The 16,724-nt window shown below is 62.8% G+C and carries 13 protein-coding genes; 6 read left to right on the top strand and 7 right to left on the bottom strand.

Translation table 11 applies throughout. The annotated features are described in order from the left end of the window. Positions 1-100 precede the first annotated feature (100 nt). The 5 genes from C451_RS21135 to C451_RS13640 all read right to left on the bottom strand — a co-directional run bounded on the left by C451_RS21135 (position 101) and on the right by C451_RS13640 (position 5,163). Positions 101-1,230, bottom strand: a protein-coding gene (locus C451_RS21135; protein WP_152420473.1) for an IS630 family transposase whose coding sequence is annotated in 2 segments (ribosomal slippage) — positions 101-804 and positions 804-1,230 — 1,131 coding nt in all. Because the reading frame shifts where the segments join, the coding sequence is not laid out codon by codon here. Between the two features lie 829 nt (positions 1,231-2,059). Beyond that, entirely contained in the window at positions 2,060-2,869 is an 810-nt protein-coding gene (locus tag C451_RS13655) for an ABC transporter permease (RefSeq protein ID WP_007741463.1), read from the bottom strand. After that, positions 2,869-3,144: a hypothetical protein gene (locus C451_RS13650; protein ID WP_007741462.1), complete on the bottom strand. Its 276-nt coding sequence runs from the start codon at positions 3,142-3,144 to the stop codon at positions 2,869-2,871. Before C451_RS13650 ends, C451_RS13655 begins: the two co-directional genes overlap by 1 nt. 10 nt (positions 3,145-3,154) lie before the next feature. Then, positions 3,155-4,006 (bottom strand): ABC transporter permease, encoded by an 852-nt coding sequence (locus C451_RS13645; RefSeq protein ID WP_007741461.1) that lies wholly within the window; start codon positions 4,004-4,006, stop codon positions 3,155-3,157. Further along, on the bottom strand, positions 4,003-5,163 hold the full coding sequence (locus tag C451_RS13640; RefSeq protein ID WP_007741458.1) for an ABC transporter substrate-binding protein: 1,161 nt from the start codon (positions 5,161-5,163) through the stop codon (positions 4,003-4,005). The genes C451_RS13645 and C451_RS13640 overlap by 4 nt, the downstream gene beginning before the upstream one ends. A gap of 403 nt (positions 5,164-5,566) precedes the next feature. Here C451_RS13640 and C451_RS24095 point away from each other — a divergent pair, with 403 nt between their 5' ends. Continuing rightward, the gene (locus C451_RS24095) at positions 5,567-5,689 is read left to right on the top strand and encodes a hypothetical protein (protein ID WP_275039333.1); all 123 of its coding nucleotides are present in this window, start codon (positions 5,567-5,569) and stop codon (positions 5,687-5,689) included. Positions 5,690-5,766: 77 nt separating this feature from the next. Then, the gene (locus tag C451_RS13635; RefSeq protein WP_007741457.1) at positions 5,767-7,632 is read left to right on the top strand and encodes an FAD-binding protein; all 1,866 of its coding nucleotides are present in this window, start codon (positions 5,767-5,769) and stop codon (positions 7,630-7,632) included. A 479-nt stretch (positions 7,633-8,111) separates the two neighbouring features. Here the strand turns inward: C451_RS13635 and phoU are convergent, their stop codons facing one another. Beyond that, on the bottom strand, positions 8,112-8,780 hold the full coding sequence (phoU, locus tag C451_RS13630; RefSeq protein WP_007741455.1) for a phosphate signaling complex protein PhoU: 669 nt from the start codon (positions 8,778-8,780) through the stop codon (positions 8,112-8,114). A 231-nt stretch (positions 8,781-9,011) separates the two neighbouring features. Between phoU and C451_RS13625 the strand changes: the two genes are divergently transcribed. From C451_RS13625 to ggt, 4 genes are all read left to right on the top strand, one after another. Beyond that, positions 9,012-10,007 (top strand): phosphate uptake regulator PhoU, encoded by a 996-nt coding sequence (locus tag C451_RS13625; RefSeq protein WP_007741448.1) that lies wholly within the window; start codon positions 9,012-9,014, stop codon positions 10,005-10,007. Between the two features lie 175 nt (positions 10,008-10,182). After that, the gene (locus tag C451_RS13620) at positions 10,183-10,776 is read left to right on the top strand and encodes an AsnC family transcriptional regulator (protein WP_007741447.1); all 594 of its coding nucleotides are present in this window, start codon (positions 10,183-10,185) and stop codon (positions 10,774-10,776) included. 99 nt (positions 10,777-10,875) lie between these two features. Continuing rightward, positions 10,876-13,515, top strand: a complete 2,640-nt coding sequence (locus tag C451_RS13615; protein WP_007741446.1) for a heavy metal translocating P-type ATPase — start codon at positions 10,876-10,878, stop codon at positions 13,513-13,515. A gap of 149 nt (positions 13,516-13,664) precedes the next feature. Beyond that, positions 13,665-15,359: a gamma-glutamyltransferase gene (gene ggt / locus C451_RS13610; protein WP_007741445.1), complete on the top strand. Its 1,695-nt coding sequence runs from the start codon at positions 13,665-13,667 to the stop codon at positions 15,357-15,359. Positions 15,360-15,378: 19 nt separating this feature from the next. On the opposite strand, the gene C451_RS13605 is transcribed toward ggt, so the two are convergent. Further along, complete coding sequence (locus C451_RS13605) at positions 15,379-16,638, bottom strand: OFA family MFS transporter (protein ID WP_007741444.1); 1,260 nt, start codon at positions 16,636-16,638, stop codon at positions 15,379-15,381. Positions 16,639-16,724: the final 86 nt, after the last annotated feature.

Below are 16,724 nucleotides of genomic sequence, written 5' to 3'. Positions count from 1 at the left end.
AGACGGGATGGTCTCCGATCCGGAGACCATCCCTCGAAGATGAACTCGTTCGCCTGTTGCATCGACCTACTGCACTACTCGTACGGGCCCTAGTGCTCTGTCAGTCGTCAATTGAAGGATATAGGCGTTTCAATTTGATGCGAGCATCGTCGGTCGTGAATCGCCAGTCAATATCCGTTTCACCGCTGTTTCGTTCCTTCTTCCATGCGGCGACCTCCTGACGGAGTGTCGCCGCATCGGGGATACGCCGGTCGAGACACTGCTGTTGGATCGTATTGAACTCGATTTCCGCCATGTTGAGCCAACTGCCATGGACTGGGGTGAAGTGGAATTCGAGCTTGTCGAGTAACCGACGTGCTTCAGCCGGTTCGAAATATTCGTAGAAGGCGGCTGGGTTGTGCGTGTTGAGATTGTCCAGCACCACCCGGATGCAGTCCGCATCCGGGTAGTGCTGATCCACGAGATGCTGGATGAAATGCACCCAATCTTCGGTGGTTCGCCGGTCTTTGACCCTCACCGCTCGCCAGCCGGCGAGCGGTTCGGAGGCCAGAAACAGGTTTTTGGTGCCGTTGCGCTCGTAGTGGTAGTCTTCCCGGGCAACCGTGCCCGGCTCAGCCGGGCGCGGTTGCTTGACGTGCTTGATCAACTGTGTCGGGTGCTCGTCGAAACAGACGAGAGGTCGATCTGGATCGTACGGTTCGCGGTAGAGCGAGAGGACGTCCTCCATGTGATAGACGAACTCAGTGTCTTGATCCGGCGGGATCACCCATTGTTTGGATCGGTGAGGCTGGAGTTCGTTTTTTTGAGGACTTGACGAATGGTCTCGTAGGAGATCGACTCGTGGTCGATCTCCTCGAGGACAACGAGTTCGTCGGCAAGGAGCCGGAGCGACCACTGAGAGTAGCCTTTGGGCGGTTCGCTGGTCGCGAGGGCGATGAGGTGAGCTTCGTCCTCACCGTCGAGTTTGCGTTCGTAGGTGCGGTCAGGATCCTTGCGCTCGATGGCTTCGAGCCGGTCGCGTTCGTGGAACTTCTTCCGTGTTCGCCACGGCGTACTCGGGCTACAGCCGAGTGACTCGGCGATCGCCGAGTCACTCTTGCCGTCGTCGGCTTGGAGGAGGATACGTGCGCGAGTAATCTTCTGCGCCCGGTGGACGCCGTGAGATGTGATGCCGTTCAGTGTATCGCGCTCTTCCTCGGTCAACTCGATTGGATACGTCGACTGGGACATTACCACCAGTCTACGATCCACGACAAGATGGGTCTTTCAGCTCACGGCTGACAGTACACTAGGAGAGACTACCGAAATCGCTTGGGCTAAACACGTACGATTCATCTTATGAAATCCTCAAATAGTCGCGACCTCGCTGTGGTGGTGTGATCCGATATTCTGAGGCGGCCGAGCGAGCGGTTACTGGCGAGCCGCGTATCTTCTCATGGCTGTTGCTGTCGTGTTCGTCGTGTTCAAACTACTGATGAGCATGCTGGTCGGTGAAGTGGTGGAATGATCGGTCCGCCATCGGGATGTACGTAGCAACCTGTGCTCGGAGCAAATTGTGGCTATCTGAACACACGATCGGTGTGGTCACAATAATCCGTGGTAAGCAGTTTTCCATTTCCGGCAGACAATTCACAATATCTAAGTAAGATTATGAATGCGTGAGCACAAGTGTGTCGCATATCGATATCGCTGCCGGTATCACCGGAGCAGTCATCACAATAATCTTATACTGGATCCACGGCGCTATCTTCGGCCAACCATTCATGACCAACAGCGGCATATGGGTCACCATCATCATTTCTGCATTCCTTACTGGCTACATCCACACCTCAATGGTGAGAGGAGAAACATAACGATCGAGGAGAACGTACATCTCGATAGATCGTGATACTATTGTGTCATAGAACGGTTGGCATGGTATTCGGTACTGGTCGAGAGGACTACTATCATCGCTTCTGAATGGCTGCAATTTGACTGCTTCTCAAACATCGTTTCCGAGGTGCTACTGAGGTGTGACGGGTTCTCTGACAGCCTGTTACCGATGAAGTAGAAGACCCGTTCAAATCGCGTCAGCATCGATCCACGGCAACCGCCGCGTGCCGAACCAGCGGATCAGCAGCGAGGAACCGTATCCCAATAGTCCGATCGAGAGCATCCCAACGACGATGGTTGCGTAGTCGCCGGCAATGTACGATGACCACGTGAGATAGCCCAATCCCGTGCCAGCGATCATCTCCGCGGCAACGAGGTTGACCCACGCAAGTCCCATCCCATTGATCATACCTGCATGAATCGATGGCAGTGCGCCTGGATAAATAACATGCCGGAATGTCTGAAACGGACTAGATCCAAGGCTCTCGGCAGCCCGTGGATACTCCTCGTTGATGCTCTGTACACCCTGGACCGCGTTGAGCAGAATTGGAAAGAAGGCCCCGAGGAACGTGATGAAGAGAATGCCCGTATCGATGGGATAGCCAATGATACCGAACGAAAAGATCGGGAACACCAACGAAACGACCGGTATCCATGCGACTGGCGGTACTGGTCGCAAGGTCTCCAGCGCTGGGAACGTGAAATCCGCGAAGACACGACTCCAGCCGATGCCGAGCCCCAGCGGGACTGCAAGTGCAACCGCGATGACGAAAGAAACATAGATACGAGCCGTACTCACGACCGTCGCAGTCCAGAAGGACGACTCGACCAGCGATTCAACGAGAGTCGCGCCGACGTCGAGCGGCGACGGCAGGTTCGGAACGAGCCCGAGGAGATTCGTCGCGAGCGCCCAGAGGACGAACACTGCCGCAACCGAGATTATCCGTCGCGCCCACTGGCCGACATCGATCGTCGAGATGCGCTCTGAAACAGCCATTATCGAGACCCAGCCTGTTCCCCACGACCCGACGGACCGAGAACAGTGACGACTTCCTCGGCATCGATATTTTGATTCATGACCTCAACCGTGACAACTCCGTCATCATCTAGGTCGTAGAGTTTCGTCAGATCGTCGATGTCGACCGTCCCGGATGCCTCACGCTCCGACTGCGCACCAGCGGTCTGGTGGGCATCAGTCAGTGTCTGTCGCGTGCTGTCGGCTCGCTGTACGCCACCGTTCGCCTCGATGTCGATGTCGTTTTGGTTGCTCATGGTTGTCTCGTTAGCTGCTTTCGTCACTGTTCCACGCCATCGCCCGGCCCCCGAGTCGCGTGACGAGCGCCGAGGAGGCATAGCCGAGGATCCCAATGGCGATCATCCCGACGAGCACGTCATCGGTCGCGAGCAGTCGGTACGCCTGGTAGATGGAGTAGCCCAGCCCGTAGTTGCCCGCGATGATTTCAGCCGCAACGACGGTGATCCAGCCCAGACCAATGCCGAGCGAAACCCCGGTGAGAATCGATGGCAGCGTCGCTGGGAGGATGATCTCGCGGAACACCTGTCTGTCCCCGGCTCCGAGGCTTTTCGCTGCACGGACGTACTCGGCTTCGACGAGATCGACGCCCTCGATGGTGTTGATGAGTATCGGGAAGAAGGCTCCGATGAACACGACGAACACGACAGCGAAGCTCAACTGAAAACTCAGAACCGTCACTGAAGGTAACAAGAGGATGCTGATCGGAACCCACGCAACCGGTGGAATCGGCCGAAACAACTCCAAGGCCGGAAAGGTGAGCTCCCGGAACCATCGACTCGTTCCAATGGCCAGCCCCACTGGTATCGCGAGGGCGGTCGCTACGCCGACGCCGACGATCACTCGGAAAGTCGAATAGGCAGCATGGAGATAGATCGTGCCGCCGCTAGCTATCGGCTTCCCGGCGAGATACGTCGCCAGGAGCGCTATCGTCTCGACGGGACCGGAGAGGAATTCGAAACCAAGTATCCCGAAGTTGACCAGCGCCCACCACACAGCGAGGAACCCAGCGATGGATGCCGCCTGTCGAATCCGTCGAGGAATTCGCTGGAATTCGCTGAACCCCTCACCAAAACGTTCGGAAATCGTGCGGGTGCTCATGCCTGATCACCCGCGCTGGCGGTCGTAGTGGACGTGTTGTTACCAGTGTTGCCGCCGAACCGTCCGGGACCGAGCGTGACACCCAGCTCCTCGGCGGCCTGTTTGGTGAGTTCAGCCTGATACCGGCTCGATGCCGGAACCTCGCTGATCGCTCCCTGTTCTTTGAGAAATTTCGGTCCTTTCTGTTTCAGTAGCTGTTCAACCTGTGGGACCGTCCGATAGTCGGTAGTGAGGTTGAGTCGACTCACGTTGTTACCGAGTTGAGGTGTGCGGTACAGGGCAGCTCTGAGCGTCTCTCGTTCGTACGTACTCAGATCACCCTCCTGGGACACGAGATCGAGCGTGCGTTCGGGCTGTGTAGCCATGATCCGCTTGGCTTCAAGTTCAGCTTTGAGCCAGCCGACAGCCGCCTCGCGATCGGCTTCGATGAACGAATCGGGCATGATGATACCAGCCGCGTCTGCCGTGTCGAACTGTGCACCCGTCAGGAGATAGCGTGCTTCGTTCTCCTGAAACACTGCCCGAGCCATGTTCGGCTCCCAGCCGAAGCCAACTGGAAGCGATCCCTGCCGAATTTCGGCGAGGATGTTGCCAATACTGTTGTCGATCAGCTGTGGATTGATGCCGATCTTCTCGATGACGTTGAGGTAAAACCGATGAGTGCAGCTCCCGGTCGTCACCGCGACGTCTTTGCCGTCCATTGCTGCAGCCTTCGCGATAGACGATTCCTTTGGAACGACCGCGAGATTGCACTGCTGACCCTTCGAGAAGCCGGCGATGCCGACCGCGCTTACTGGGGTATCATCGTTGGCTATCGCAGTGATCGTCGGCATGTCGCCAGTGTAGCCGACTTGATTCTTGCCAGCGATGAGTCGTGTCCCCACGATCGAGCCTTGAAGTGCCGAATCCCAGCTTTTGACCGAATAGCCCTCTGGGAGATGCTTTGCAGCCAGTCCACCGTTTTTGATGATCAGCGCCGACCATGCCTCCGCATAGTAGGGCTGATAGCCGATCGTCAGGGCACGCCCCGCCGAGGACGCACTTCCGAGACAACCCGCAAGCAGTCCGGTGCCTGCGATTGCCGCTCCCTGAAGTAGTCGGCGTCGTGAACTGGTCGTCGATGCCTCTGTCGATTGTCGGTGATGTTTCTGGTTCATAGTTCATCGCTAACCGTCGCGTCTCAACACTTCTGCCTCGTCACCGGCCCTGACTCATTTGAAGGTGGATGCCGTCTCACCTCATCTATTAGCTTTCTATGTTGGCAATTCGCAGGCTTCTTCATACCACTATGGCTTTCTCGTGCAAGTCACCGAAACCGTAATCGGTATCATCGAAACCACTACACACGCTTGGAGTGTTCGACGCTCATCTGTAGCACATTGCTGATTGTGGGCCCCTGCAATTCTGCTCTTCCACCAATGAACTAAGAAACGTTCTGCGAACTGTGCTACAGTCTAATTGCTACTCTCGCTTCGGTTGCGAAGGTATGTGCGCAACTCGCCCGGGTACCGGCGGGCGAGTTGCAGACGCTGGCTGTCGACAAGGCTCTCGCTCGTGGACGTGATACTCATCGCATACGCTCGCAAAACCGATGATTCGTACATCTACTCGTTCGACGACGGGTTCGACAGCGTCGATGGTGTGCAGCGACTGAACGCCAGTACGAATCCATACTCGGCCTGAAGGCGTCCGTCGAAATTCCGGAACTCGACGCGGGCATGAACAACCTCAAGTCCGGGTAGCTCTCATCACGAACAAGGATGCACGAACACGACGTCATCGTGGTCGGCGCGGGCGGGGCCGGCCTTCGGGCGGCGGTCGCGGCGAACGAGGAGGGCGCGGACGTCGCCCTCGTCTCGAAACTCCACCCCGTGCGGAGCCACACGGGGGCCGCCGAGGGCGGGATCAACGCCGTGCTCCGCGATGGCGACTCCTTCGAGAGCCACGCCGAGGACACGATGAAGGGGTCGGACTATCTGGGCGACGCGCCCGCCATCGAGACGCTCTGCCATCAGAGTCCCAAGGAGACCGTCCAGCTCGAACACTGGGGGATGGCTTTTTCCAGAGACGACGACGGCCGGATGAGCCAGCGACCCTTCGGCGGGCTCTCCTTCCCCCGGACGACCTACGCCGGCGCGGAGACGGGCCACCACCTGCTACATACGATGTACGAGCAGGTCGTCAAACGAGGCATCACGGTCTACGACGAGTGGTACGTCTCCCGCCTCGCTGTCACCGACCACGCCGATCCCGAAGACCGCGAGTGCCACGGCGTCGTCGCCTACGACGTTCAGACCGGGGAGGTCGACGCGTTCAAGGCCCGCAACGGCGTGATCCTCGCCACGGGTGGGCCGGGCCAGGTCTACGATCACACCACGAACGCGGTCGCCAACACCGGCGACGGGCCGGCGATGGCCTACCGGGCGGGCGTTCCTCTGGAGGACATGGAGTTCATCCAGTTCCATCCGACGACGCTGCCCTCCACGGGCGTTCTGATCACCGAGGGCGTCCGCGGTGAGGGTGGCATCCTCTACAACTCCGAGGGCGAGCGCTTCATGTTCGAGGGTGGCTACGCCAAGAACGTCGGCGAGCTCGCCTCCCGCGACGTCGTGGCGCGGGCGGAGCTCACCGAGATCAACGAGGGCCGGGGCTTCGAGGACGACTACGTCCATCTCGACATGCGCCACCTCGGCGAGGAGCGCATCACCGATCGGCTCGAAAACATCATCCATCTCTCCGAGGACTTCGAGGGCGTCAACCCGCTCGAGGACCCGATGCGCGTCAAGCCCGGCCAGCACTACGCGATGGGCGGTATCGAGGTCTCGGAGAACGGCGAGACCTGTATCAACGGGCTGTACGCTGCCGGCGAGTGTGCCTGTGTCTCGGTCCACGGCTCGAACCGTCTGGGCGGGAACGCGCTGCCCGAACTCATCGTCTTCGGCGCACGCGCGGGTCGCCACGCCGCCGGCAAGGAGATGGAGACCGCCGAAATCGAGACGGGCCCCTCCGCGAGCATCGGCTCCGGCGACGTCGATACTCCCGTCTCGCCGGGCGCGATCGACCCTTCCGAGGACGGTGTGGCCGCCGACGGCGGACGGGCCGGCGACGATCGCGCGACCGACGGTGGTGCGGTCGTCGGCATGGACGAGACCGTCGAACGCGCGCTCGACGAGGAACGGGCGCGCATCGAGCATCTCCTGGAGAAGGACGAGGGCGTCCAGCACGCCGATATCCGCTCGAAACTCCAGGAGTCGATGACCGAGAACGTGAACGTCTTCCGCAACGAGGAGGGCCTGAAGCAGGCGCTGCGCGACATCCGCGAGGCCCGCGAGGCCTACCAAGACGTCTACGTCAACGATCCCTCGCGCACGTTCAACACCGATCTCCAGCACACGATCGAGACCAGAAATCTCATCGATCTCGCCGAGGCGATCACCCTCTCGGCGCTCGCCCGCACCGAGTTCCGAGGTGCACACTGGCGCGAGGAGCACCAGGACCGCGACGACGAGAACTGGATCAAACACACGATGCTCGCGTGGAACGAGGGTTCGCCCGATCTCTACTACGCGCCGGTCATCCTCGACGGTGAGGACAAGAGCTACGAGCCGAAGGAACGACACTACTAACGCCACGTTTTCTGGTCGACTTCGTGCTTCGGCGCTTGCCTTCCATCCATTAGGATGGATCGAGATCACGCCTCGATCGAACTGATCGAATTACCGGCTGGGGAACGTCGCATCGCAAGTCGATCGAAAGTTGTCCACCTCTCTGCGAACGCTCCGTCGATCTCCGTTCTCTGCCGTCGAATCGCTTATCATGCTGTCCCTGGCGGATGAAGGGCGAGCGCGACCAGCGGGAGCGCGAGGGCTTCGGCGAGGCGGTGCTGTGCGGTTTTGCGGGCGTCGCGGGGGTGGTAGTGTCCGCGCGAACGAAGCGAGTTCGACCGGAGAGAACCTCGGAAGCGAACGGCGAACGGAGTGAGCCGTGAGCAGTGAGCGTGGTTCACTGCGAGCGCCGTCAGGCGCGAGCAGGGAGTTTTTAGCGTAGCTTTTTGCGAGGAGTGGTGGCCGACCGCAGGGAGGCCACCCGACGAAGTAAAAAGGTACTAGTAGATGAGTTCGTCGTCGTTGTCGACCATGTAGAGTGTGCGTGCGGAGATGTTGACGGCGTGGTCGCCGACGCGTTCGAGGTCGCGGATCGTGAGCAGCAGGCGGGAGACGTCGGCCATGAGCTGGTCGGTGTCGGAAGGGTCGAGCTCCGACTCGATGAGGTCGCGGACGACGATCTCCGAGGCACGCTCACAGAGATCGTCGAGCTCGTTGTCGCGTTCGTCGATGGCGTAGCAGGCGTCGATGTCGTTCTCGTCGTAGGCCGTCATCGCCGCTTCGATCATCTCCTGGGTGACGCCCCCGATGCCCTGGATGTCGACCTCGGGGAAGACGTCGCGTTCGGCCTGCAGGGTGTACTCGCCGAGATTGGTGGCGAGATCGGCGACCCGTTCGAGATCGGTGATGATCTTGAACGAGGCGGCGATGAAGCGGAGATCGCCGGCGACGGGCTGCTGGAGGGCGAAGAGATCGATGCAGCTCCGTTCGAGATCGAGATACATCCGATTGATCTCGTCGTCACCCTCGATGATTTCGTGTGCGAGGCGCTCGTCCTTCGTCGAGAGCGCTTCGAGCCCCATTCGGAGGCGTTCGAGCACGATCTCGCTCATGTAGAGGACGTCCTCGCGGAGACTGTCGAGTTGCTCCTGATAGCTTTCGCGGGGCATGTCGCCCCGTCGGACCCTCCACCTAATGTACCCTTCGCCGAAATCACCGTCTACACGCCGATCGACGACCGATTTCGGATGAATAACGATCCCAATATCGAACTATGTACCGATACAGAGACGAAGCGTTCGATTTGTGGCAATTGATGGATGTTCTCTACTCGTTTGCCAAATTTCCGATTTACTATATAGAATACACGGATTTATTGTGACGGCGTGACGATCCGAGGCATGGAGACGCGCAAGGTGCAGGTCACCGGTGGCTCGACGTACACCGTCTCGTTGCCGAAGGGGTGGGCGACCGCCCACGGCGTCGAGGCCGGCGGCGAGATCGAGTTCTACCCCGAGGAGGGATCGCTGTTGCTCACCCCACGCACCGAGACCGAGAACGCCGAGGGGACGCTCGACGTGACGGGGTTGAACGACGGCGAACTCACCCGTGCGGTCGTGACGATGTACGTCAGCGGGTTCGACGTCATCACGCTCGAAACCGCGAGCGTCGATGCCGCCCAGCGCCGGACCATCCGGGAGACCGCCCAGGGGCTGGTGGGGCTCGAAATCATCGAGGAGACGGCCGAACACGTGAGTCTGCAGGATCTCCTCGACTCAGCCGAACTGTCGATCCACAACGCCGTCACACGGATGCGACTGGTCGCGCTCACCATGCTCGACGACGCCGTGACGGCGCTGCGGACCGGTGACGAGGACCTGGCGGCCGACGTCATCGAGCGCGACGACGACGTCGATCGGCTCTGGTATATGACCTCGCGCGTCTTCCGGGGTGCGCTCCGTCATCCGAGCGCGGCGTCCGACATCGGCCTACCGCGCGAGACGTGTTTCGACTACCACACGAGCGCGCGCCAGCTCGAACGCGTCGCCGATCACGCGACCAAGATCGCCGATCTCGCGGGTGCGCTCGACGGCGTTCCCGACGACGCGGGCGAAGCGCTCGGGACGCTCCACAGCGACGCCGCGGCGGTCGTCGAGACGGCGATGGACGCGCTGCTCTCGGAGGATTCCGACGAGGCTGTCGAACTGGCCAACGAGGCGATGGCGGGCATCGAGACGGTCGACGAACGTGCCCGCGAAGTGGACGACCTCCTCCGAACGCTCGATCCCCAGCGCGTCAAACGGCTCGGTCTCGTCGCGGACTCGCTGTCCCGCAGCGCCGACTACGGCGGCAACATCGCCGAAACGGCGCTCCAGAAGGCCGCGCCGCGACCGTAGACCGCGATAGACTCGAAAGCACTGCGGCCCAGATCTCGTACCGGTTCGACCCCTCCGTGCTCACCCTTCTCGTTTTCCGGCAGCGACTACGAATCGATGATCGATCGACCGTCGAACCATCGATTCCAAACCGATCATCGGAAGGACCTTTGGTCGTCGCACCCGTCGATTCGGCATGCGCGATCTCGATGAAACCGATCTCGAACTGCTCGAACTGTTGCTGAGCGACGCACGCCGACCCTGGAGCGAACTCGCCGAGGTCGTCGGCCTCTCGGCACCGGCGGTCGCCGACCGCGTCGAACGCCTCCAGGAACGCGGCGTTCTCCGTCGGTTCACGGTCGATATCGACCGCTCGCAGCTCGGCGGTGGCGTGCCGGTGTTGCTCACGCTGTCGGTGGCCACCGACGGGTTCGCGGGCGTTCGCGAGACCCTGCTCAACGCCGAGGCCGTCGAGTACGTGTTTACGACTGCCGAGGGTGACCTCCTCTGTTATGCGCGCATCGCGGACGGCGACGTTCCGTCCTGGCTCTCGCGGACGATCGAGACCGATCGCATCGCCGACTACGAGGTCGAACTGCTCACGGACGCCGAGTGGCGCCCCTCGACCGGCGGTACGGAGTTCGCGCTCACGTGTGCGGAGTGTGGCAACACGGTGACGAGCGAGGGCGTCGCGACCCGGATCGACGGCGATCTCTATCAGTTCTGCTGTCCCTCCTGCGAGGCGCGATTCGAGGAGCAGTACGAACGATTCGAGGAAGGCGCTGCGTGATCGGTCTCGATCGGGTTTGGAATCGAAGATCCTGCTGCCGAGAATCTTCGATGATCGTAACGGAAACCAGGTTAAACGTGGGACCCGTAGTTATAACCGATGAGTAACCGAACCGCCCGACTCGACGTTCGGGGCATGAGCTGTGCGACGTGCGCCCAGTCGATAACGGAAGCAGTGGAGGGGCTCGCGGGGGTGAGCGAGGCGACCGTCAACTACGCGACCGACGAGGGAACCGTCGACTACGATCCCGACGCCGTGTCGCTTTCCGAGATCTACGATGCGGTCGACGACGCCGGCTACGAGGCGGTGAGCAGCTCGACGTCGATCGCCATCACGGACATGTCGTGTGCGAACTGCGCCGAGACCAACCAGGAGGCGCTCGAAGCCGTGCCGGGTGTCCTCTCTGCGGAGGTCAACTACGCGACCGACGAGGCGACCGTCGAATACAATCCTGCCGACACCGACCGCGAGGATCTCTACGCGGCTATCGAGGACGCCGGCTACTCGCCCGTACGCGACGACGGCAGCGGCGATTCGGAACAAGACCAGCGCGACGCCGCCCGCGAAGGTGAGATCCGCCGTCAGCTCCGGCTCACGTTGTTCGGCGCGGCGCTGTCGCTCCCGCTGATCGCATTCATGGTCGAGAAGCTGCTGCTGGGTGGTGGCGCGCTCCCCGAGACGATCTTCGGTGTCGACTTCGGCTGGATCGAGTTCCTGCTCGCGACGCCCGTCCAGCTCGTGCTCGGGCGGCCGTTCTACGCAAACGCGTACAACGCGCTCGTCAAGAACCGGACGGCGAACATGGACGTACTGATCGCGCTCGGTTCGTCGACGGCCTACGTCTACTCGGTCGTCGTCCTGCTCGGGCTGCTCGCGGGCAGTCTCTACTTCGACACCGCCGCGCTGATCCTCGTGTTCATCACGTTCGGCAACTATCTGGAGGCCCGCTCGAAGGGCCAGGCCGGCGCGGCACTCCAGCAGCTCCTGGAGATGGAGGCCGACACTGCGACCGTCGTCGACGAGGACGGCAATGAAGAGGAGATCGCCCTCGACGAGGTCGACGTCGGCGACCGGATGAAGGTCCGACCCGGCGAGAAGATCCCGACCGACGGCACGGTCGTCTCGGGCCAGTCGGCGGTCGACGAGTCGATGGTCACCGGCGAGTCGGTGCCCGTCGAGAAGGGCGAGGGCGACGAGGTGGTCGGCTCGACGATCAACGAGAACGGTCTGCTGATCGTCGAGGCGACGAAGGTCGGCGCGGACACGGCGCTCCAGCAGATCGTCCAAACCGTGAAGGAAGCCCAGTCGCGCCAGCCCGACATTCAAAATCTCGCCGACCGCATCTCGTCGTACTTCGTCCCGATCGTGATCGCGAACGCGCTGCTCTGGGGCGTCGTCTGGTATCTGTTCCCCGAAGCGTTCGCCGGCTTCGTCGACTGGCTCCCGCTGTGGGGGCTCGTCGCCGGCGGACCCGCGATCGCCGGCGGCACGGTCTCGGTCTTCGAGTTCGCCGTGGTCGTGTTCGCCTCCGCGGTCCTGATCGCCTGTCCCTGCGCACTCGGGCTGGCGACCCCCGCGGCGACGATGGTCGGCACCTCGATCGGTGCGAAAAACGGAGTCCTGTTCAAGGGTGGCGACGTGCTCGAACGCGCCAAGGACGTCGACACGGTCGTCTTCGACAAGACCGGGACGCTCACCGAGGGCGAGATGGAGCTGACCGACGTCGTCCCGCTCGACGACCGCTCCGCCACCGACGGCGGCACCGAGACGGCGGCGGACGGTGGTACGCAAGCGATCGGCGGCGACGCGGAACCCGCCACCGATGAAATCGACGAGGAGACCGTGCTCCGGGCGGCCGCGAGCGCCGAATCCGGCAGCGAGCACCCGCTCGCGCAGGCGATCGTCGACGGGGCCGAGGAGCGCGGCATCGATCTCGCCGATCCCGAGGAGTTCGAGAACGTTCCCGGACAGGGCGTGAGTGCAACGGTCGACGGCGAGAAGGTGCTCGTCGGCAACCGGACGCTGCTGCGCGAGGCCGGCATCGATCCCGAACCCGCCGTCGAGGAGCTCGAACGGCTCGAAGGCGAGGGGAAGACCGCGATGCTGGTCGCACGCGTGCCCGCCGGCACGAGCGACGGCCGTCTCCTGGGTGTCGTGGCCGACGCCGACACGGTGAAGGAGAGCGCCAAAGAGGCGGTGGCGGCGCTACAGGATCGTGACGTGACGGTCCGGATGATCACCGGCGACAACGAGCGGACGGCCGAAGCGGTCGCCGAGGCGGTCGGCATCGATCCCGACAATGTCCGTGCGGGCGTGCTCCCCGAGGACAAATCCGACGCGATCGACGACATCCAGCAGGACGGACGGCGGGCGATGATGGTCGGCGACGGTGTCAACGACGCGCCGGCGCTCGCGACCGCCTACGTCGGCACGGCGATCGGTTCGGGGACCGACGTCGCGATCGAGGCCGCCGACGTCACGCTGATGCGCGACGACCCGCTCGACGTGGTGAAAGCCATTCGCATCAGCGACGGGACGCTCCAGAAGATCAAGCAGAACCTCTTCTGGGCGCTCGGCTACAACACGGCGATGATCCCGCTCGCCTCGCTCGGGCTGCTCCAGCCGGCGCTCGCCGCGGCGGCGATGGCGTTCTCGTCGGTGTCGGTGCTGTCGAACAGCCTGCTGTTCCGGAACTACACCCCCGACCACGACTACGAACTGCTCGGATTCCTCCGGTAATCCGCCGGTTCGTATCGGCTACTGTGGCTTGAATTCCCTCCTCCGATTTTTGCCCGTGACTTCGGTCTTCAACGCCGTATTCACCACATCGACCGTGACGAAATGGGCGTTCGACACCACCGCCGGATAGCCATCTTTAGGTGGATAGGATGGTGAGCGAACACATGCCGAATCCCGATCTGGATCGGTTCACCTCACGTCGTTCGACCGTCTACGCGAACGATGGTATCGTCGCCACCAGCCAGCCGCTCGCCGCCGAGGCCGGCGTCGAACTCCTTCGAAGTGGCGGCAACGCCTTCGACGCCGCCGTGGCGGTTGCCGCCGCGCTCAACGTCGTCGAGCCGATGAGCACCGGACTGGGTGGCGACACGTTCGCACTCTATCGGACCGCCGACGGGGAGGTCGGCTCGATGCGGGCCTGTGGCGGCGCGCCGGCCGATGCGACCATCGAGAACGTCCGGCAGTCGGTGCGCGATCACGAGCAGTCGGCGTCGTGGTATCCCGAAAACCGCGGCTATGCGGTCGATAGCAGCGACGACTCCGACGACATCAGCATGCCGTTTCTCGGCCCGCACGCCGTCACGGTGCCGGGCAGTGCGCGCGGCTGGGAGGCGACCGTCGAGCGCTACGGCCAGCGCTCGCTCGGCGATGCGCTCCAGCCCGCGATCCGCTACGCGACCGAGGGCTACCCCGTCTCGGAGGTCATCGCCCACGAGTGGCAGGCTGCCGAAGAGCTGTTCACCGACAGCCACGCCGTCGACGCCTATCTCAACGACGGCGCTGCCCCCGCAGCCGGCGAGCAGATTCGCCTCCCACGCCTCGGCGAGAGCCTCGCGACGATCGCCGAGCGGGGAGCGGACGCGTTCTACGAGGGCGAGATCGCCGACGCAATCGTGGACGAAATCCAGGGGAAAGGCGGCTTCCTCTCGCACGCGGATCTCGCGGAGTTCGAGGTCGAGTTTCCCGAACCGGTCTCGACGCGCTATCACGGTACGGAGGTGTACGAACTCCCGCCGAACAATCAGGGGCTCATCGCGCTCGAAGCGCTCAACATCGCCGAGGAGATCGACGCCGGCGCGGAGCCGCTGGAATCTCCCGAGCGCGTCCACTACTTCGCCGAGGCGATGAAGCGCGCGTTCCACGACGGTCATCGCTACATCACCGATCCCAACCACGAGGACGTGCCGCCGCTCGCCTCGCAGCAGTGGGCCACGCGACGCGCGACGGACATCGGCTCGATCGCGAGCGATGTGAGCTTCGGGGTGCCCGACAGCCACGCCGAGGACGCCGATACCGTTCTGGTCTCCGTTGCCGACGGCGAGGGCAACGTCGTCTCGCTCATCAACTCGCTGTTCGCCGGCTTCGGCTCCAGTCTCGTCGCCAACGGGACGGGGATCGCCCTCCAGAACCGTGGTGCCTCGTTCTCGCTCGATCCTGACCATCCGAACAGCCTCGAACCGGGCAAGCGCCCGTTCCACACGCTCATCCCCGGTGTCGTCGATTTCGCGCCCGAGGAAAGTAAGGACGATTGGGCGGCCTTCGGCGTCATGGGTGGGTTCATGCAGCCACAGGGGCACGTGCAGGTGATCTCGAACCTCGTCGATCACGACCTTCCCCTCCAGGCGGCGCTTGACCGCCCGCGCTGGCGCTACCGCGAGGACGGCTCGCTCGCCGTCGAGGGGCGCATCGGTGGCCACCTCGCGACGAAACTCGCCCGCATGGGTCACGACGTGCGCATCGACACGCCGACGCAGTTCGGCGGCGCACAGATCGCACGAAACAACGAGGGTACCCTTTCGGGCGCGACCGAACCCCGGAAGGACGGCACGGTCGCCGGCTACTGACACTCTCGACGTATTTTTATCAGGATCGGTTGGGCGGTCTGAGCACGAACGCACCGATGCCCGCCAGCAGTGAGAGCCCGCCGCCGATGAGGAACGTCGTCGACCAGCCGACGATGGTGATGAGGAAGCCGGCGACGACGCCGCCGAGGGTACCGCCGGCGACCTTCCCCATGTAGACCAGCGCGTAGTTGCTCGACGAGTTCGCCTGCCCGTAGTAGTCGCCGACGATGCTCGGGAAGAGTGCGAACTGCGGGCTCCAGAAGAACGTCGTGATGATCACACCGGCGACGAAGCCGATTGCAGAGCCGCGCTGGGCGAACCAGACGAGCGCGAACAGGCCGACACCCGTCAGAATCGCCGACGCGAGGATGGCGCGCCGGCGCGAGAACCGATCCGAGATGCCGCCGACGACGACGCGGCTGAGGCCGCCGACGAGTGCGAGGATCGTCGCCGAGGCGGTGGCGACGATCGCTCCGATGCCGAACTCCTGTGCGAACGAGACGACCTTCGCCGTCAGCATCAGCCCGGCCGTGTTGACGAACGCGAACATGACGAGCAGATCCCAGAACTGCCAGGTGCGCAGCATCTCGCGCCAGGTGTAGTCGCGCCCCGAGTGCGCGGCTGCCGTCGCCTGCCCGCCGTCGGTTCGTCCCGGAAGCCAGTCGGTCGGCGGGTCGCGGAGCACGACCGCGCCGACGAGGATACCGATACCGATGAGCAGTCCCATGTTGCGGAGTACCTCGGAATAGCCGCCGACGGTCGTGTTCGCACGGACGTAGGGGATGAACGCGGCGCTGCCGGCGGCGAAGGCCATCGTGCCGATTCCCGTGGTGAGCCCGCGCCGATCGGGGAACCACTTGAGCGCGGTGTTGATGGAGACGGTGTAGACGATGCCGACGCCGATCGCGCCGAGCGAGTAGAGCACGTAAACCTGCCAGAGTTCGGTCACGTAGGCGAGACCGAGATAGCCGCCGCCGGCGAGCACGCCGGCGAGCAGGCTGATGCGGCGCGGGCCGTGGCTGTCGCGCCACGCCCCGACGGGGAACTGTGAGATCGATTGGAAGGCGACGAACAGGGTGAACACGAGGCCGAGCGCCGACAGCTGGAGATCGAGATCGGCCGCTAGCGGCCCCTCGATCGACGACCAGACGTACTGATAGGGGCTGATGAGTGCCATCATCACCCCGGCGGCGGCGATCTGCCACCAGCGCGAGTAGCCGAGCGCTTCGCGTGCGCGGGCGCTATAATCGACGTCGCCCGATTCGGCCGCGGACGACATCAGTTCGCCGACCGCCCGACGGCGGGACGATCGAACGAGACGTTACTGACCGTGTGAGAACGATGCATACGACTGCTCGGTCTCGA

Origin of the sequence: Halococcus thailandensis JCM 13552 (assembly GCF_000336715.1) — an archaeon.
GTDB lineage: Archaea > Halobacteriota > Halobacteria > Halobacteriales > Halococcaceae > Halococcus > Halococcus thailandensis.
This window is presented reverse-complemented; position numbering and strand designations above follow the sequence as displayed.